The sequence below is a fragment of the Vibrio breoganii genome (genome assembly GCF_001677275.1).
GTDB lineage: Bacteria > Pseudomonadota > Gammaproteobacteria > Enterobacterales > Vibrionaceae > Vibrio > Vibrio breoganii.
Window position 1 is genome coordinate 1,618,020 of record NZ_CP016177.1, and the last position, 17,789, is coordinate 1,635,808.

Annotated in this window: 15 protein-coding genes and 1 pseudogene; 4 read left to right on the forward strand and 12 right to left on the reverse strand. The window is 44.1% G+C overall.

Annotated features, from left to right (window positions below; genetic code table 11):
• Window positions 1-244 precede the first annotated feature (244 nt).
• The 5 genes from A6E01_RS07500 to trhA form a co-directional block, all read right to left on the reverse strand.
• Window positions 245-532, reverse strand: a complete 288-nt coding sequence (locus tag A6E01_RS07500) for a DUF2301 domain-containing membrane protein (RefSeq protein WP_237334459.1) — start codon at window positions 530-532, stop codon at window positions 245-247.
• Window positions 533-656: 124 nt separating this feature from the next.
• Window positions 657-3,374 (reverse strand): polysaccharide lyase 6 family protein, encoded by a 2,718-nt coding sequence (locus tag A6E01_RS07505; RefSeq protein ID WP_065209964.1) that lies wholly within the window; start codon window positions 3,372-3,374, stop codon window positions 657-659.
• A gap of 511 nt (window positions 3,375-3,885) precedes the next feature.
• Window positions 3,886-4,440 carry a DUF2301 domain-containing membrane protein gene (locus A6E01_RS07510; protein ID WP_065209965.1) on the reverse strand — a complete coding sequence of 185 codons (555 nt, stop codon included), beginning with the start codon at window positions 4,438-4,440 and terminating at the stop codon, window positions 3,886-3,888.
• A 17-nt stretch (window positions 4,441-4,457) separates the two neighbouring features.
• Entirely contained in the window at window positions 4,458-5,135 is a 678-nt protein-coding gene (locus tag A6E01_RS07515; RefSeq protein WP_065209966.1) for a hypothetical protein, read from the reverse strand.
• A 60-nt stretch (window positions 5,136-5,195) separates the two neighbouring features.
• Window positions 5,196-5,837, reverse strand: a complete 642-nt coding sequence (trhA, locus tag A6E01_RS07520; protein ID WP_170961726.1) for a PAQR family membrane homeostasis protein TrhA — start codon at window positions 5,835-5,837, stop codon at window positions 5,196-5,198.
• Between the two features lie 523 nt (window positions 5,838-6,360).
• On the opposite strand from trhA, the gene A6E01_RS21425 reads away from it, so the two are divergent.
• Window positions 6,361-6,522, forward strand: a complete 162-nt coding sequence (locus A6E01_RS21425) for a hypothetical protein (protein ID WP_017026944.1) — start codon at window positions 6,361-6,363, stop codon at window positions 6,520-6,522.
• Window positions 6,523-6,584: 62 nt separating this feature from the next.
• Here A6E01_RS21425 and phnE (A6E01_RS07525) read toward each other — a convergent pair whose 3' ends face one another.
• The 4 genes and pseudogenes from phnE (A6E01_RS07525) to phnD all read right to left on the reverse strand — a co-directional run bounded on the left by phnE (A6E01_RS07525) (window position 6,585) and on the right by phnD (window position 10,108).
• Window positions 6,585-7,397, reverse strand: a complete 813-nt coding sequence (gene phnE / locus A6E01_RS07525; RefSeq protein WP_065209967.1) for a phosphonate ABC transporter, permease protein PhnE — start codon at window positions 7,395-7,397, stop codon at window positions 6,585-6,587.
• A gap of 11 nt (window positions 7,398-7,408) precedes the next feature.
• A pseudogene (phnE, locus tag A6E01_RS07530) lies at window positions 7,409-8,209 on the reverse strand (phosphonate ABC transporter, permease protein PhnE).
• Window positions 8,206-9,021, reverse strand: coding sequence for a phosphonate ABC transporter ATP-binding protein (gene phnC / locus A6E01_RS07535; RefSeq protein ID WP_065209968.1), 816 nt, complete (start codon window positions 9,019-9,021; stop codon window positions 8,206-8,208). Before phnC ends, phnE (A6E01_RS07530) begins: the two are co-directional and overlap by 4 nt.
• A 148-nt stretch (window positions 9,022-9,169) precedes the next feature.
• Entirely contained in the window at window positions 9,170-10,108 is a 939-nt protein-coding gene (gene phnD / locus A6E01_RS07540) for a phosphate/phosphite/phosphonate ABC transporter substrate-binding protein (protein WP_017242726.1), read from the reverse strand.
• Window positions 10,109-10,787: 679 nt separating this feature from the next.
• On the opposite strand from phnD, the gene A6E01_RS07545 reads away from it, so the two are divergent.
• Complete coding sequence (locus A6E01_RS07545; RefSeq protein WP_017242725.1) at window positions 10,788-11,306, forward strand: opioid growth factor receptor-related protein; 519 nt, start codon at window positions 10,788-10,790, stop codon at window positions 11,304-11,306.
• On the opposite strand, the gene A6E01_RS07550 is transcribed toward A6E01_RS07545, so the two are convergent.
• The 3 genes from A6E01_RS07550 to A6E01_RS07560 are packed head-to-tail and all read right to left on the reverse strand — an operon-like array spanning window position 11,296 to window position 14,057.
• On the reverse strand, window positions 11,296-12,297 hold the full coding sequence (locus A6E01_RS07550; protein ID WP_065209969.1) for a succinylglutamate desuccinylase/aspartoacylase family protein: 1,002 nt from the start codon (window positions 12,295-12,297) through the stop codon (window positions 11,296-11,298). The two genes, A6E01_RS07545 and A6E01_RS07550, sit on opposite strands and share 11 nt — an antisense overlap.
• 32 nt (window positions 12,298-12,329) lie before the next feature.
• The gene (locus A6E01_RS07555) at window positions 12,330-13,751 is read right to left on the reverse strand and encodes an ABC transporter substrate-binding protein (protein ID WP_065209970.1); all 1,422 of its coding nucleotides are present in this window, start codon (window positions 13,749-13,751) and stop codon (window positions 12,330-12,332) included.
• The gene (locus tag A6E01_RS07560) at window positions 13,752-14,057 is read right to left on the reverse strand and encodes an SgrR family transcriptional regulator (protein WP_065209971.1); all 306 of its coding nucleotides are present in this window, start codon (window positions 14,055-14,057) and stop codon (window positions 13,752-13,754) included. It abuts the gene before it with no gap.
• 581 nt (window positions 14,058-14,638) lie between these two features.
• Here A6E01_RS07560 and ptsG point away from each other — a divergent pair.
• Both ptsG and A6E01_RS07570 read left to right on the forward strand, forming a co-directional pair.
• Window positions 14,639-16,048, forward strand: a complete 1,410-nt coding sequence (ptsG, locus tag A6E01_RS07565) for a PTS glucose transporter subunit IIBC (protein ID WP_017030465.1) — start codon at window positions 14,639-14,641, stop codon at window positions 16,046-16,048.
• A gap of 341 nt (window positions 16,049-16,389) precedes the next feature.
• The gene (locus tag A6E01_RS07570; RefSeq protein WP_065209972.1) at window positions 16,390-17,778 is read left to right on the forward strand and encodes an SLC13 family permease; all 1,389 of its coding nucleotides are present in this window, start codon (window positions 16,390-16,392) and stop codon (window positions 17,776-17,778) included.
• Window positions 17,779-17,789: the final 11 nt, after the last annotated feature.

Here is a 17,789-nt window from a genome sequence, read left to right on the forward strand (position 1 = left end):
TACCTTTTGTGGGCCAGCTTCATGGGCAATTAATCTCTGTTTTGTTGCGTCATTCTTTATCTGCTTGAGAGATTAGATTGAGTATGAATAAGCCCGACTCACTTGCTACACCAAACACTAAATTAACTAATGCTAATGTAATAAATATACTACTGGATACTTATGTACGTACTCACATTGGTGGGTTTATGAACAGTTAGTTGATCTGCATCAACTAGGGTAATAATTACACAATACCGAGGTCTCAAATATCGTAATTAGCTTTGTTGCCAATATCAAAGTGCAATGGCATCTTCCATTTTGCTATTGCTAATACGGCAAAGATAAAACCGCTAAGACCGACTAATGGTGCAAGTATCGTTGGCTCTTTCATCCACAGTACTAACACCGAAGAGATTAACAGCAGAGGCACTAGGTTTAACCCTTTAACCTTAAAGCAGTAGGACTCTTTTAAGGCGATTCCAGAAAAGGTAATGAACATGAAGCCAATGTACAGCCATTCTTTGGTGGGCAGAAGAATAAACAGCGCCAAGCCTATCCAACTCGACCATGGAAAGCTTGACGGAACCCCCAGCCTAACTGGGGGGGCTCTTTTTACAAAAAAAAAGCACCTCACAATGGAGGTGCTAAAATCTAAAAACCTGATACTTCTCTAATTAGTTTTGGTCATTTCGAGTTGCCAAACGAACCTCATCGAAATACCCAACTAGTTCATCACTCGCTTCGCCCTTATAGGTTAACGAGAATTCGTCCAAGCGCACTTCAAGTTCGTTGCTCGTAAACTGGCTACTTGCATAGATCTCTTCTTCCGTCATCGTTCCATTGACATCGATAGCCATCAACGCAAATAGCTCTACGCTACCATTATTCCCAGTATTAAATGTTGTAGATACCTTTTTGAAACATGTTTTATTAGTACCTTGAGGAGCATTACTCAAATCTTTGACGTGTGCATATTCTTCAGTTATCGCATTACCATTGATATCTCTGGCACCGAAGTACAAGGTAGATAGTGAATCGTCTTTCTTGTTATCACAGTAATACAAAGAGTAAGTCACATCTGTATTGAACGGTAGTCCCTCGACTACTTGGCTAACACCTGGCAAGGCTGAAAAGTCGTGATTGAATACATCTTTCTTGAAGCGAACTCGAGCCGAGCCACCATCACCGAAAGCGTTGTCTCCAGAGCTACCTACGTCACCAAATCCTGCACTGCTGCCCTCATGCTGAACCCAAACATCACTTGTCCCGCTATTTGCACGGAAATCCACGAACTGTGCGTCATGAACCTCTACTGGCAGTGTCACTTCGGTAGGGATACCCAAGGTAACGTCTGCAATTGTGTGACTTCCAGAGTTGAACGGTACACGCACCCAGCGGTACTCGCTGTCTGATGCTAGACCTTGCTCTTGAACCAACCCGTCGACACTTAATCTGTACGCCCCTTTAACAAAGGCACTGAGTTCGTAGTCGTGATTTGGCAGTAGTGTCACATTCTGACTTACATAGCCATTGTTACTGATTGAAACGCTACCAGAGTATGAGAATGCTTCAACACCTGTTACCGCTGAAGCACCAAAACTAAACCAGTCATCAATACCATTTGCAAAGTCATTATTGGCAATATCTGAAACCACAATAGTCGGTTCTGGTTTCTCAATACGATAATGAACTGGGCCAACTTCTTCATAAGATAACGGCTTTAGCTTTCGGTCCATTACAGAGGCTTCATCGGCACCCACCATAGTCAATGAACTTCGTGTCTGGCCATCCATATCTGTCAGCACTTTAGAAACTTCATCAAACCAATAATCAATGGCATCGAGATTCGGGGAGTCTGTTGAAGGTCGGAATAAGTTATCCTCACTGTGGCGCTTAAGCTCAGATGATATAAACTCAAAACCCTCTTCATAATAAGTAATCGAGTCACTATCAGCCACTGATTGGCCAGAAACAATGTTGTTAGTTATCGTTGAGTTGGTGGGTACACCGCGATCTGAACTGCGGAAAATAGGCCCTATAGCTTTATCCACCAAATTATTGGCGATAATTACCTCGCGAGGCTGAGTCTTCTTGCCTCCACCATCTAAATTCAAGCTGTTCACACTGTCTACTACGGTGTTATGAGCTAAATGCACATTCTCTACTTGTTGGTAACCGTTACCACCATCACCTGAACCGTCAGAGCCCAATAAAACAATGCCACCATGGTGAGTTGTATTGAGGTAACGTGCACCTTCGATGTAGTTATTAGTAACCTCATGGTCACCATCAACAATCCGAATGCCACCAGCAAGAGGATAGCCGTCACCCATAATAAAGTTGTTGTTTATTTTTGCGTTGCTACCATGTCGAGTAGTCAGAGAACCATTGCTATTACGAATGGTATTGTGACTAATAACATTGTTGGTTCCCTTATTCGAGATCACTTCAGCTTCCGCTTGAATATGTTCAAACAAATTCCCCACAATGAATGAATCACCAGGGTAATGGTGAGTAGCACTTAGGCCAGTTCGAATCGCTTCGTAATCATTATCACTTGAGTCTGCGTAGAGTTTTCCGTCAGTAGGTGGTCTATTTCCAATGTAATTTTTGTAAATCACAATGTCACGGGCCAACTCATTGGTTTTAGTTTCTTCATCCCAATCATCGCTCACCCAGCGATTAAATGAAATCATTGGGTTTTTCACCATTTTACCGCTTAGAACACTGTGATCTAGCCAGTTACCTTGACCATAGATGTGTACAAGTATGCCAGAGCTGCCGCTCGCTTTTGTATCAATTGCCGAAATCTCGGTAATTCGACAATCTGTGCACAAATTATGAGTACCGTGGCGTGTTTCAATAAGGCTGCTGCTATATTGCACGCCATCAAAAACAAAGCCCTGAACCTGCACATGGCTACCTGCCATTTTTACAGCAACAGTTCCGCCGTTAATAATCGCCTTGCCTGGGTTCTCTGCTGCTACTTTGACTGGAGCATCAACACTACCTTGTCCGCCGAACTTTAAGTACAGGCCATCACTATACTCACCATCGGCTAAACAAAGCGTAGTGCCCGGCTCCATGTCATCTGACACCGCAGATTCCAATGCCTTAGTACTATCAAACACTTCAGAACAATTTACATCAGGTACATTTACTACTGCTGCAGGAATGCCACTTGATAGGAAAGTTAGATCGCCATTAAAAGGGGGTAAAGGTGAGTCTGGATCTGGACTTTCAGGTGATGGTAGATCTGGCGGATTTGGAACGTCAGGTGTCGAGTCTTCGGGTACTTCAGGACTATCGGACGGTAAGTTAACGTCGTCACTTCCCCCATTACACCCAACGAGAGTTAATCCAATTAGGACTGCTAGTATATGTTTATTCATTGCTCTCCATTTCCATTTGTATTTGTATTATTTGATAACTAAATATTACAAAGAGAGGCTAAGGTAATTCTGAGAGCACAGTATCATTTATCTATAAATATCAATAACTAGCGACAACACCAATCACCGAGGGGCATTTTATCCATTGAAAAACAATATGTTAACAAATTAGGTGAATAGTTATTCCTTGTATTATTTTATAACAATTGTGATATTGATCTGCTGAATGATTAAGTAGGTTTGGTCAGATCTCCTATTCCCACACAGATAACAGGTGATTAACCTCACACTTTATTCAAACTGTCATTTTTGATACGGCGAAAAAGACAATTTTTCAATTGCATAAGCAAGTTTAGAGGGTAGTAAAATTAGAGTCAGGGGATACCGAATTTAGTACATCGGCACTAGATTCATTTACATGGTAAATATATAGGTAAGCACAGCGCGTCGATTTACGAACTTATTCTTTTAATGCGCTTCAACTAGAGAATGATAGTAGAGAATAGAAGTGTTAAATCTCATAACTGGCTTTCTTGCCGATATCAAAGTGCAGTGGCATCTTCCATTTTTCTATGGCTAAGACGGCGTAGATAAAACCACTAAGACCCGCTAATGGTGCAAGTATTGTTGGCTCTTTCATCCACAGTACTAACACCGAAGAGATTAACAGCAGAGGCACTAGGTTTAACCCTTTAACCTTAAAGCAGTATGATTCTTTTAAGGCGATTCCAGAAAAGGTAATGAACATGAAGCCAATGTACAGCCATTCTTTGGTGGGCAGAACAATAAACAAAGCCAGCCCTAGCCAACTCGACCATGCAATGAGGGCGCGAACTTTCTTGTCATAGACATGGATATTAGCAGCACTAAGAGCGGCCGAAACAGCAATGCACTTGATGCTCCACTCCCTTAGCAGTGGAGCCGTCTCCATTTCAAGCACACACAACAACTCCGCGCTAAACAAAGCAAGAAGCGACAATGCAAACAGCGTAATGCCCGATCTGTAGGACACTACGCTGATCTTATCTAACCCATCCAGGTGTTCTTTGTGTTCAGGATTCGCCATCAGTTTTTCTGTGTGATTCATTCCTTACTAAAAAAGATATCACTTGTTAGCGTATTTACCTTAACTACAAACACACTATCGGGATCGGATTCACGCTTAAACTGAAACCTGAACTGATCTATAGGGGTAAAAATGGGAAGGTCGGTACGTTCTGTTAGCTCGTAGCCACCGTCAAGATAGAGATCGCTTTGTATTGCAAGGTCATGTGCCCTTCTCTTTCTTGCGTCGCGATTAAAGATGGGTTGAGTGGAAGCATTGCTTGGATATGACTCACCATCGTACTTCAATAAGCGCAGAGCTCCATCGCTCCATACCGTTATGTTTTTCCAGCCGTTAGTATCAGTATGAGAAATCAATACTGGCTTTTTGACTACGGTGAAGGTGTTCATTTTTTCAAACGAAGAATTGAACAGGTATGCAGAGCAACCGCCTGTACCGCAGAAGTATGGGTCTTGCATCAACACAAAGACCTCGTCCTCGGTGTCACCATTGAGGTCGGCATAGCCGTAGTCAAACGGATAGCTTCTGTCCGTCAATCCCTCTGGTTCCAGTATCTGTTCAAATACCATTTTTTGTATGGGATCGCTGGGCGCTTCCATAGCCGTTAGCTGCTCCGGATCGGACTGACAGCCTGCCAACAAAGCAATAATGGAAAGCGTTGCAAACGCTGATATGGTGTTCATAGCTTTAGGCATAGTGTTTCCCCCTGTTTAAAACTAGGATAAAACACTATATTGATCAATAAGGTATGAGTTTTAAACCGGCTGCACGTAGAAGTAAATGGCTAAGAAGTGGCACACCGCCCCACCCAACACAAAACAGTGCCAAATCGCATGGTTGAAAGGGATGCGTTTGTTGACATAAAAGATAATGCCGAGCGAGTAGATCAGGCCACCCGCTGCCAATAGTGCCACCCCGCCAGAATGTAGCGTTATCGCCAGTTGATACACCACTATGAGCGATAGCCAGCCCATGACTATGTAGCTGATTAGAGAAAAGCGCTTGAAGCGATAAACAAAGGCAAGCTTCATCACAATGCCAAGAATCGCAATACTCCAAATGACCACCATTAAACCAATGGCCAAAGGCGTTCGCAGACCTACTAATAAGAAGGGTGTGTAACTGCCCGCAATCAGCAAGTAAATAGCACTGTGGTCAAAGGTTTTTAGCCATCGCTTGGCGCGTGGGTAAGGCACTGCATGGTAAAGCGTAGAAGCGAGAAACAGCACTATCATGCTCGAACCGTAGATAGCCATGCTCGCGATAGTCATTGTATCCGCATCATGAGACAGCGCTTTTTGCAGTAGCAAGACTAGCGCGACAATGCCAAAGATCATCCCTACACCATGAGTAACGGAATTGGCGATCTCTTCATTCTTACTGTACTGATTGCTGATTACAATTGACATAACACAACACTGGTTAACTTCTCGGCTAATGAGTATGCCACTTTTAGCGTACACGTGTAAGCTTAAATGTTAATTATCGGAAAATGAGGGAAATGTTCGTGTATACAGAAAAACCTAGTACGCCATCTCCGAGTTTTTTATCGGAGATCTAAGGGTGTGCATGAGCTAAAAGCTGTCAGCTGTCAGCTGTCAGAGGTGTCATCTCAAAGATTATTTGAAGTATAATCGATGCCTAAATTATCCCCGATACAGTCATCCTGGGCTTGATCCAGGATCTTAGTAAGCACAAGGCTGAAATATTGCACACCCAAAACACTTAACAAACACTTCGTACTTTACAGTACAAGAAGGACTTTTGAGTTCTAAGATCTAGGGAAAACAAATCTTGCAGCTTGCGGCTGACGGCTGACAGCTAAAAAAGGCAGATCCTAAACCTTTGTTTTCATATGAGGTTATTAGAAAAGTTTGGGCTATCCTTAAAACAGATTTCATATAAAGACGGATTAACTACATGAAAAAACTCATCATTGTCGCAGCGGTAATCATTGTTGGCGGGCTATTCATCTGGAATAACGATACTGCATTGGCAAAAGTGTGCTCATCCATTGATGCGGTACAAAACCAATTCCCAGCAGATTGTACTAAGGCTCGTGCGCTGTCAGTGTTTGAGTAACAGGAATTCAAAAGGGGCAGCTTATTAAAGCTGCCCCTTTTCTATATCAGCCTTGTTTAACTCTAGATCAAAGCATGTCTCGCCTTAGCAGAGATCCACTCCGATACGATTACCGTAACCAAAATAGCGCAGAAGATGACGGTTACCTGTGGCCAGGCTAGTACTGCCATTGATTCTTGAAGCTTCAAACCAATACCACCTGCGCCCACCAGTCCTAATACCGTTGATTCTCGAATATTGATATCCCAGCGGAACAGGCTCGTGCCGATAAAGCTTGGCATTACTTGAGGTAGCACCCCGTAATCAAGCACTTGCAATGACGATGCACCTGTTGCTCGAATGGCAGACACTTGGGTGTCATTGACCTCTTCTATTGCCTCGTACATCAACTTAGAGACAAAGCCAATGGAGCGAAGTGCAATAGCAATAATACCTGCCAGCAGACCTGGGCCAAGAATAGCAACGAGTAGTAATGCCCAAATAAGCGAGTTGATTGAGCGGCTCGCGGCAATAATAAACAGCGCAACAGGTCTAACAAAAACCACGCTCGGCGTTGTATTTCGTGCGGCCATAAAGGCTACAGGGAACGCGAGCACTATCCCTAGTAAGGTGCCAAGCGTTGCGATGTTAAGGGTGTCCCATAGCGGTAACCAAAGCTGTTCTAAGTAGCTCCATCTTGGCGGCCACATGCGAGAGCCGATATCTGCGATTTGATTTGGCGAGTCAGTGACAAAGTACCAGATGGTATCTTGATTCATTACCTGCCAAGCAAATACCACTAAGGCAACAAATGCCAGCCAACACACCCATTGGGTGAGGGTTTGTTTCTGATCGTATTTTTGCCATGCAGTAGGCATAGATTGTAATTTGTTCATCGTATTATCCCCTACTGTACGCGCTGACGAATGATGGTTGAGACGTATTCACACACCATTACTATGCCTATGATGATCAACAAGATGGCGGCGGCGGCGCTGTATTCATAGCGATCCATTGCGGTATTTAGCGTTGCGCCAATACCACCAGCGCCTACGATACCTATCACGGCTGATTCTCTAAAATTGATGTCCAAACGATACATGGATAAACCAATAAAACGCGGCATTACTTGCGCTTGAACCGCATAGTTGACCTGTTGTAGCCAGCTAGCGCCGGTTGCACGCATAGCGGTCAAAGGTGCGGGGTCTATGGCTTCGATTTCATCGGCAAACAGCTTAGCTAGAAAGCCGATGGTGGCAAACGTGAGGGTGACAAAGCCGGCAAAGGTGCCAAAGCCGAACAGGGCGACACACAAGATAGCAACGATGATCTCTTGAAAGCTTCGCGCAATCGCCACAAATCCGCGGCAAAAGAAATACACAGGCTTTGGTGCTAGGTTCTTGGCAGCGCCCAGCCCAAATGGAATCGATAAAATCACACCCGCTACCGTAGAGGTTAGGGTCATGGTTAAGCTTTCTACTAAGCCCTACCAGATATTGTCCCAACGCCCTGCAAAGTCAGGGTTCATGAATGCAACGATAAAGCGCCAGCCTCTCTCGCTTCCCTCATAAATGCGCATCCAGTTAATGCTGATGGATTGGGTGGCGAGATACAGGTAAATAACCACCATGGCTGTAATGCCATAGCGAACCCAAGCACTTGAGATCAGCGGCGGCTTCTTCCACTGATTAGGGTAACTGCCACTCATGCTAACGCCTCGGTGAATGTCGTTGCAGTCATAGAAGACTCAGCTTCTTCTTCCGTTGTTTCATTCCAGTCTTCTTGACCATAGATATTGGTCAACACGTTTTCATCAAGCTCACATGGCTTGCCATCAAATACTACTTCACCCGCATTAAGACCCACGATGCGCTGCACAAAGCGCTTTGCGAGTTCAACATCATGAATATTGATGATGGCTGGAAGCTGCTGCTCTTCGCAGATTTCACTGACCAAACGCATGATCTGACGAGCAGTTCTTGGATCAAGCGCTGCGGTAGGTTCGTCAATCAACAACAGCTTTGGTTTTTGAGCTAACGCTCTTGCTATCCCTACCCTTTGACGCTGTCCACCAGAGAGCGCATCAGCGCGTTTGTTGGCGTGCTCTAACAAGCCTACACGGTCCAGTAATGCGTAAGCCGCTTGTATATCTTCGCTTGGGTAGCGACGAGTGAAGCTGCGCCAAAAACTCACATAACCTAAGCGGCCTGATAGCACATTCTCCATAACGGTCAGACGCTCAATCAAGGCGTACTCTTGGAATATCATCCCAATTTCTCGGCGAGCTTGTCTTAGGTTTGATGTTGAGAATTTGACCAAATCTCTATCCGAAAACAGTACTTGGCCATCTGTAGGTTCAGTAAGGCGGTTGATGCAACGAATCAGCGTAGATTTACCCGCGCCTGATGGGCCGATTAGACCCACTACCTCACCGGCTTCAACGGTAAGATTGACATTGGTAAGTGCCTTATCCGATAAAGAATAATGCTTGGTTAAGCCTTTTAGAGTTAATGTAGACATGACCTTCCTTTGGGGAGGTGATATCAATCGCACTAAATAACCGATCAAGCTCGCTGATCACTGACTTAGTATGATTGGTATTAAATAATGATGATGTAAAGCAAGGCCCAAACTCTATTTCGGGCCTTTTAGTGAGTCGTTTTACTGGTTAGCTACAGGTATAAGAAACCTGATTTGCTGTATCTATGGTGCGAATCACTTCCCAGTGCTCTTGGTAGGTAATTGGCACAAATTGCGCCTCGCCATTGCGTTCAAACTCTTCTTGCAATTTAGTCCCTTGCCAATCGAAAGAGAAAAATGCTTGCTGAATCTTTTCTTGAAGCTCCGGCGCTAGGTTATGCGCGGTTCCGTACGCTGTGGTAGGAAACGTCTGTGATTTATAGATCGATTTGATTTGCTGCTCATTCACCACGTCGCGCGATAACATGCGATTTAGTACAGAGTTAGCAATCGCTGCTGCGTCATAGTCTTTATGAGCCACACCTAGGATAGAGTTGTCATGGGCGCCAGAGAACGCTGGCTTAAAGTCCGCATCCGGCTTCAAACCATACTCTGCATCCAAGATAGCGGATGGCGCTTTAAAGCCAGAGTTAGACGTTTGCGAGGTGAATGCTAAATTCTTACCTTTAAGGTCTTCCACTTTCTCAATGCCTGAATCCGGGTGAGTAATGATTTCCATCTCATAACCAAACGAGCCGTCTTCCGCTGCCATCATGGTAAAGGGTGCGAAACCTGCACAGTTAACCGCTAACGGCGTTGAACCTGTGTTAAAGCCTGCAATATGTAGACGGCCAGAGCGCATTGCCTCAATTTGAGCTGCATTATTCTGTACTGGGAAAAAGCGAACATTTTTGCCCGTCTCTTTTTCTAGATGCTCAAGAAACTCCCTCCATACATCAGCATAAACCGCTGGGTCTTCAACCGGAGTATAAGCAAAGATAAGAGTAGAAGGGTTTACCCATTCGGCTTTATTTTGTGGAACGTCCGCAACTAGGTTGCCAGTGCGGTCTTGGTAGCGTGAGTCCATTGCTGAAACCGCTGCAGAGAACATTAATGCAGTAGCTACTGCAGTCTTAACTAGTTTCATTGTACTTTCCTGTTGGCTAATAAACTGCGAAGAAAGTTAATCAATTTAGATGACAGTTAGGTGGAAACTAGATGAAAGATTTATTTATTAAATGAATCTTTCATGACTGATTAATCCATTTATTTTCAGAAGGTTGCATTGAAATATTTTATTACAAATAGTTTGTGAATAGATGCATTTTTAAATAGCAGTGCAAAGAACGGCATTTCATTTTGCATATTTTATTACTTAACTAGAGAATTTACTCAATAAAACAGAAAGTGTTTTTTTACTTATTAGCTTCAATTATCTGCATATCGTTTCAATTCCAAACGGCCAATACACATCTCTAGTCACCCTCTGCAACACAAGGCTACTCTCTCCTGCCGTAGGTTTATCATTGAATCTCAAAAGGTCATCGACTGACATCTTGTAAGGCTTCATCAGAGCAGAACTATTTATAGAGTGTCGTACGATATTAATTCACATCGTCATAATAATGGGTGATAGAGATCTTTGTATACTATTTAGCACTCCAGATGAAACCGGTTTCATAGTAAGCAAATGACTTTTTGTAAATAGATATTATTGATCTGCCTTATGAATAGATATTCTAATCTACAACGTTTAGCATTGAGGCAATTCATTTATTTTGCGCTACGCTCTAAGTAGCTATTTTACATGGTAGTTTTAGTAAACAATGAAGACTGTTTGTCAGTTCATGCTCGGGTTGAAGCCCGATCATAAGGGAAGAAGAATTGAGCAAATCTGGGCATTGGACTCATTTTGGTTAGAGTACGACCATGAGTACATTCAGTGGCTTTTTCCTATTGATACCCCAAGCCGCTTTCACTCCCACAGTCCTATCGCCTGTCAATCAACTCAGGATTACTTCTGTGCCTGTGAAGTATTGCGTGAGGCCCAGCTTCATTCATTAGGCATGATGTTAGACTTCTTTGGAATGCGATTTTTTGGTAACTCTATTGTGCCAAAAGAAGACCTCAATATGCAGGAACACCCTTGGTTAAAACCCATGGACCACAATCATTTGAGAATCACTCGAATCATTCGCAGTCTTGCATTGTTAGGCCAAGCAGAACTCAGTCAAACCTTCCAAATGGCGATGCTGAAAACCGCTCGTGAGCAAGGTGATGTCAATGAAGAGACGCTCGGCTTTTGGCGCCAAGCGAATTTAATAAAAGAAGTAGTTAGTGAATAAGACGCACAATAAGAGCCCCGGTTGCTCTCATTGGTTCAACATTAAAGCTCAACACGACGCCTGCTCTTGGCGCATAGTACCGTTTAACCTCTTTGCCGAACGAATCTGTTTGCACGGATAAGAGATCCCCTTTTTTCACGGGTTGAAGCAGATCCACCTGAGGCTGATAAAATCCACCAGTTTCAGCGCGAATGCTAGTCAGCTCTTTTCCTTCAACAAACGGTGGTTCCGCTTCTAACGCTTCACCTTCTATTAATACTTCATAATCGCGCAACACGTTGAGCACTCCTTTTGTAGAGCGCTCCACCAATGGGTAATCACTGTAACGCCCCACCCCTACCTCTACGGTAATAGAGGGGATGTTATGTTGATTCCAAACTGTCTCCAAAATACCGGGGTCACCGGGATCGTCAAAAATGACATCTGGGTTCATCAAGCGTGCCATGTTAAGCGCATCATTAAGGCGATAGTCGGCAAATACGTACAAGGGATAGATGGTGCCACTGGTTTGTGTATGAAGATCTATGGCGAGATCGGCATTGGGCTTGAGTAAATTCTCCCACAGCTGATAAACATAGCGCTGCGCCTCATTACCATTTTTGTTTCCTGGGAAGAAACGATTGAGGTTGGCTGTAGAATGATCAGGATCGTTTGAGCTGTAATCTCGGCTATGACTAAGCATGCCGGAAAGGTTCACAGTAGGGACAATCACCACCGAGCCTGAGATCTCAGCAGAGGCTAATTGAGATGCGACCTTTTGTGCCACCAGCACGCCATTATATTCATCACCGTGCACACCAGCGGTTATCATGAAACGCTTGCCTGGCTTAGAGCCCTTGTAGATCATTACAGGTAAATGCAGCCATTGGCCTAAAGCATTGCTGCAAATCCGAAACCAAAAGGTGTGCTCTCCTGCGCTGAGATCTGACACATCTAAGCTCTGAATCACCTTTTTCCCGTCAATAACATCCGTTAAGTATTCTGTTGTCATAATCTTCGTTATCTTCCTTTTTGCTTGGTACTTTACTCTTCTAACCAAATTTGTTGAATATCAGGCCAGCCCCAAGGGGTCATATCAACGCCATGAAACAATTCCTGAAAGCTCATCGACTGCAGGTGATGGAATAGTGGTTTAGCTATCGCTTCACTGATCAGGTAATTGCCAATGGGCTCTAATCGTTCAAGGTAATGTGGGGACTGAATGTCAGCGCATAGCTTACCTAAGCTCAAGTCTAGCCATTCGCTCGTTTTAGCGTCCATACAGCTTCTAAGTGCAATATCACTTTGAAACGCCAACAATGCTGATGTCGGCAGATTGTCGTCCAATAATAGATTCATTAAGACAATATCTTGAGTAAACCCATCACTCATCGCGAGTTTGGCATACGCCTCGATGGACATTTCTTCGATTTCAACCTCAATGCCGTGTTTCTCAAGCACGTTGCTGATAGCCTGTGCACATACCCTAAGCCCGAAGTGGTTATAGATAAGAATCGATAAACGCTTCACCTCTGAAGATTGCGCTCCCGCTATTGAATCCCATGGTTTCCAAAAAGGGTAAAAATTATCAACAGGTACAAGATTAATAGGCACTTTGTTGTTCGTTATGTCTTTCCAAAGCGCTTCACCTTGAATCAGATGACTTAACCAACGACGTGTTTCTGTGGGCAATTTCTTAGCGGCATTTTGATTGAATACGGCCAGCAAGCAGCCATCTTCTATGCTCAACTGTTTTGTGGGCTCTAGAATTGGATCGGCATCATCTTCGCTTTGCTGAGACAGCAACTTATGACTGTACGACTCACCACCATTTGTGGATTGCACATGCCAAATTGTCAGTTCATCGGTCAATGATCGATAGCCATGAAATGCCTCGTAAGCCCCTAGTTTCAGCCACTTATCACTTTGTTCAAGCAAAGTAAAAGGGCCAGAGCCAATCACAGCTTTCTGCTTTGCAATACTCTTGGTCACTTGTGTAGCCGGTTGGATGGAATACTTAACGTCCGCCAATTTTAAAGCAAAGTCGATATCTGACGCATTTAAGTAGAATTTAACCACTCTAGGTTGAGGTGACTCTATTCCGGTCAGGCGCGATAGATCCCTCTTATACCCATGTAACTTCCGGTAGGCATTGAAAAGATCGACAATTGCTTTCCCGTGGATAGGGCTACCATCATGAAACTGCACCTTGGGCCTTAGATAAAATGACCAGACCTTGCCGTCTTCACTCATCTGCCAATGGTGGGCAATGTCAGCCGAGGTGATTCCTTTAGCGTCCTGTTTTACTAAGCAAGAATAAAGTTGGCGTACAAAGAATCGTTCGCTGTTTCGTAGAATGTTATGAGGATAAAGCGCGCTAAAGGTGCGGTTATAGGTCAATTGCACATGGAGCAACCCGTTGTGTAAGCCTGCGCCTGAAGATTGTTTCAGCAATTCGCCAAACAACTACTGATTGTCCTGCAGTACTTCTAAAGCCTCTTCAAACTGCTTCTGAGAGATAAAATCTATGGCAATTTGACGGCGAATGTCGGCTTCAGAATAGAGTTTTTTTAGAATTGAGCGCTGATTTCTTCCGGTTTTTGGTGTCCAATGAAGCCAGCCGTTTTTTTGCATGTCACTTAGCAAAGTGCGCGCATAACATGTTGTTGTATATAGCAGTTCTGAGACTTCATCCAGTAGCACCGCATTCTCTTCATGCACTGCGTAAGGCTCAAGTCGAGCAAAAAACCTCACCAATTTTACCGGCTTCATAGCACTCCTATTTTTTCTATTCCTTATTTAACCTAAAAATAGCCTATTCGAAATAAAAATGAAGTGATAAATACAATATCAGGAACATTTTCCTATCTGTTTTAATAACCTCAAAAATAGCGATACTGAGTGTGTTCACTAACAAGACAACTCTTTAGAGGCGACGGTTATGAAAGCGACCTCACAACATATTTGCACTTTCAGCATTAGCACTAGGTTAATCGCAATGACAAAAAGGGAGATTCAAGTAACTAAACCGTCCAAATCAATCAGCCCACTTCATAGCGGCTAACCCGTTTAAGGTGATACTTAATTTATCTGTGTTTTATGCTCCATCCCCACCTTATAAACACAAATAGGCTAATTATCACCGCCCTTTTCAGAGCTTGGTTCTTTTGCAAGGATTGAAGATAACCGGCTCTCCTCGAGTTAAACACCAAAAGTTCACTCTCACAAATAAGCAATCACAAGCATATAAAAATCAGAGAGTTAGTTTTCATTAATACGTTTTGAGTAATGGTATTGAAAGCGTTATTTTTCGATACTTAATAAAATAAAAATGTAAATAGAAGGGTAATCACATGTTCAGTAACTTTTTCGCCAGCCTGTCCAAGGTTGGTAAGGCACTTATGCTGCCTATAGCATCCATGCCAGCGGCCGGTATATTACTTGGTATTGGCTCAGCTAACTTTGCCATCATTCCACCCATTGTGTCACAGCTTATGGCTGAAGCCGGCGGCGCCGTATTTGGTAACCTGCCGCTTATTTTTGCTCTGGGTGTCGCCATCTCCTTTACCGATAACGACGGTGTAGGTGCTGTAGCGGCAGGTATTGGCTACTACGTTTTGATCGCAACCTTAAAGGTGATGGCAGGCGTATTAGGGGTCGATCACATCGATATGGGCGTATTAGGCGGTATCATTTCTGGTGCTGTTGGTGCGTACATGTTTAATCGCTTTTATACCATTAAGATGCCAGCGTATCTGGGCTTCTTTGCAGGCAAGCGATTCGTTCCTATCATCACTTCATTTGCGATGCTATTACTCGGTATTGTTCTTGCCTTTATCTGGCAGCCAATCGGCTTAGGCATTGACGCCTTTGGTCATTGGGCAACAGAGCAAAACCCAGTAATGGCATTTTGGGCTTACGGCACCGCAGAGCGTGCATTGATCCCATTTGGTTTACACCACGTTATTAACGTAATCATTCAACTGCAAGCGGGTGATTTCACCAATGCGGCAGGTCAAGTATTCCACGGCGAGATCCCTCGATTCTTCGCTGGTGACCCTAATTCCGGTAACCTTGCAGGCGGTTATCTGTTTAAGATGTTTGGCCTTCCTGCTGCTGCTATTGCTATTGGCCGTGCATCTAAACCAGAGAACCGCGTCAAGGTTATGGGAATCATGGTTTCGGCTGCGCTTACTTCGTTCCTAACGGGTATCACAGAGCCAGTTGAGTTTGCATTCTTGTTTATCTCCCCTGCTCTGTATGCAATCCACGCGATCTTAGCAGGGCTTGCATACCCGCTTTGCATCATTCTTGGTATTAAACACGGCTATAGCTTTAGTGCGGGTCTTATCGATTACGTCACCTTCTACGGTATCTCAACCAAAGGGTGGATGATCATTCCTCTTGGCCTAACCTATGCCGCGGTTTACTACGTTGTATTTACTTGGTTCATCAAGTATTTCGACCTTAAAACACCGGGTCGCGAAGACGTTACCGAAGAAGCAACAGACGTTTTAGAGGGCGATGAGTTCACAAAAGAACTAGTGGCAGCCTTTGGCGGTAAGGGAAACATTGTTTCTGCTGATGCGTGTATCACTCGCTTGCGAATGCAGGTGAAAGATCAAGATCAAGTGGACGATGCCAGACTAAAAGCATTGGGCGCCGCTGGCGTGGTGCGTGTCGGTACAGGCGTACAAGCCATCTTTGGTGGCAACAGTGATGTCTTTAAAACACAAATGCTCGACTATATGAAAAACAACTAAATCGAGTTGATCAACTGAGTTAACAGTTTGTCCGTTTGGAGTGGAAGCTTGTAGGCGACCACTCCTTTTTTATGGCTAGATGCCTGTACTCCTTGATAGTGCATCTTTATCAATTTGCAATCAATTCAGCTTGTTACACATCAATTGTGATGCCAATCTGATGTAGCACAATAAAATAACCACACTATTGACGCGGTTAACATTTCAGCAATATCTTCATTTCAAATCCTCACAAAACGTGTGACCATTTATTAACCCAAAAGTGGTAGTCCCTACTCTTCGTTCTACAACCAATTCTTGATCATAAATACAACAAGAATGAGCTATTGAGGAATAATAATATGAACAGAAATGATAGTGTCCCTCTCCCCACTAACACCAGAGAGTGGTTTTTTAACCGTAATAGTCTGATTATCCTTGCCGATATTGTACTCTTCTTTGCCCTATACAAATCTTTACCCTTTGAGCCTCAAGTGGTGCTCGGCATTAGTATTTTGGTATTTATTGCCGTGCTTTGGCTAACCGAAGCCTTGCACGTCACCATTACCGCCATTCTTGTGCCTATACTCGCCGTTGTATTCGATATCTTCGATACACAAACCGCGCTGAGCAACTTCTCCAATCCCATTATATTTCTATTCTTAGGTGGCTTTGCTCTCGCCGCCGCCATGCATGTGCAAGGCTTAGATAAGGTGATTGCCGATAAGGTTCTGATCTTGGCAAAAGGCAAGATGAGCGCGGCTGTGTTTATGCTGTTTGGTGTCACCGCCGGCTTATCCATGTGGATCAGTAATACCGCCACTGCAGCCATGATGTTGCCCCTAGTATTGGGCGTGCTTAGTAAGGTTGATGCCGATAAAGAGCGTAAGACCTACGTGTTTGTTCTGCTGGGTGTGGCATACAGTGCCAGTATTGGTGGTATCGCAACGATCGTGGGCTCGCCTCCTAATGCGATTGCCGCGGCTGAAGTTGGACTGACTTTTACCGAGTGGATGGCATTTGGTATCCCAGCGGCGGTTATCATGTTGCCATTAGCTGTTGCTACCCTGTACTTTGTCCTCAAGCCTAACCTAGAAGGCACCTTTGAGCTCAATAAAGAGCCGGTAAACTGGGACAAGGGCAAGATAGTAACACTGGCTATCTTCTCTTTAACCGTGTTCTGCTGGATCTTCAGTAAGCCTATCAACGCTATGCTTGGCGGTATTTCTAAGTTCGATACCATAGTGGCTCTTGCTGCCATAGTTTTGGTGAGCTTTGCACGAGTCGTTCATTGGAAAGACATTGAAAAGACCGCTGACTGGGGCGTACTTATCTTATTTGGCGGTGGTATCTGCCTAAGTAACGTACTTAAAGCAACCGGTACCAGTGTGTTCTTAGCAAACTCACTGAGTAGCTTGATTTCAGACTTTGGGATCTTGTTAATCATCGCCATCATAGCGCTATTTGTAGTGTTCTTAACTGAGTTCGCCAGTAATACCGCCAGTGCGGCGCTTCTAATCCCCATCTTTGCCACTGTGGCAGAAGTGTTTGGTATGTCACCGGTCGTGCTTTCGGTGCTTATCGCCGTCGCAGCATCTTGTGCATTTATGCTGCCGGTTGCGACACCGCCAAATGCCATCGTGTTTGGTTCTGGTCATATCAAGCAACAAGAAATGATGCGGGTGGGTATTGTTCTTAACATTGCTTGTATTGGCGCACTTACCTTTATTGCTTCATTATTCTGGATATAAGCTTTTCGAAA

What these genes read in the sequence shown, in the direction of transcription:
- A6E01_RS07505 (WP_065209964.1), bottom strand. Translation starts at nt 3,374, where the DNA reads ATGAATAAACATATACTAGCAGTCCTAATTGGATTAACTCTCGTTGGG.
- A6E01_RS07510 (WP_065209965.1), bottom strand. Translation starts at nt 4,440, where the DNA reads ATGGCGAATCCTGAACACAAAGAACACCTGGATGGGTTAGATAAGATC.
- A6E01_RS07515 (WP_065209966.1), bottom strand. Translation starts at nt 5,135, where the DNA reads ATGCCTAAAGCTATGAACACCATATCAGCGTTTGCAACGCTTTCCATT.
- A6E01_RS21425 (WP_017026944.1), top strand. Translation starts at nt 6,361, where the DNA reads ATGAAAAAACTCATCATTGTCGCAGCGGTAATCATTGTTGGCGGGCTA.
- phnE (WP_065209967.1), bottom strand. Translation starts at nt 7,397, where the DNA reads ATGAACAAATTACAATCTATGCCTACTGCATGGCAAAAATACGATCAG.
- phnC (WP_065209968.1), bottom strand. Translation starts at nt 9,021, where the DNA reads ATGTCTACATTAACTCTAAAAGGCTTAACCAAGCATTATTCTTTATCG.
- phnD (WP_017242726.1), bottom strand. Translation starts at nt 10,108, where the DNA reads ATGAAACTAGTTAAGACTGCAGTAGCTACTGCATTAATGTTCTCTGCA.
- A6E01_RS07545 (WP_017242725.1), top strand. Translation starts at nt 10,788, where the DNA reads ATGAAGACTGTTTGTCAGTTCATGCTCGGGTTGAAGCCCGATCATAAG.
- A6E01_RS07550 (WP_065209969.1), bottom strand. Translation starts at nt 12,297, where the DNA reads ATGACAACAGAATACTTAACGGATGTTATTGACGGGAAAAAGGTGATT.
- A6E01_RS07560 (WP_065209971.1), bottom strand. Translation starts at nt 14,057, where the DNA reads ATGAAGCCGGTAAAATTGGTGAGGTTTTTTGCTCGACTTGAGCCTTAC.
- ptsG (WP_017030465.1), top strand. Translation starts at nt 14,639, where the DNA reads ATGTTCAGTAACTTTTTCGCCAGCCTGTCCAAGGTTGGTAAGGCACTT.
- A6E01_RS07570 (WP_065209972.1), top strand. Translation starts at nt 16,390, where the DNA reads ATGAACAGAAATGATAGTGTCCCTCTCCCCACTAACACCAGAGAGTGG.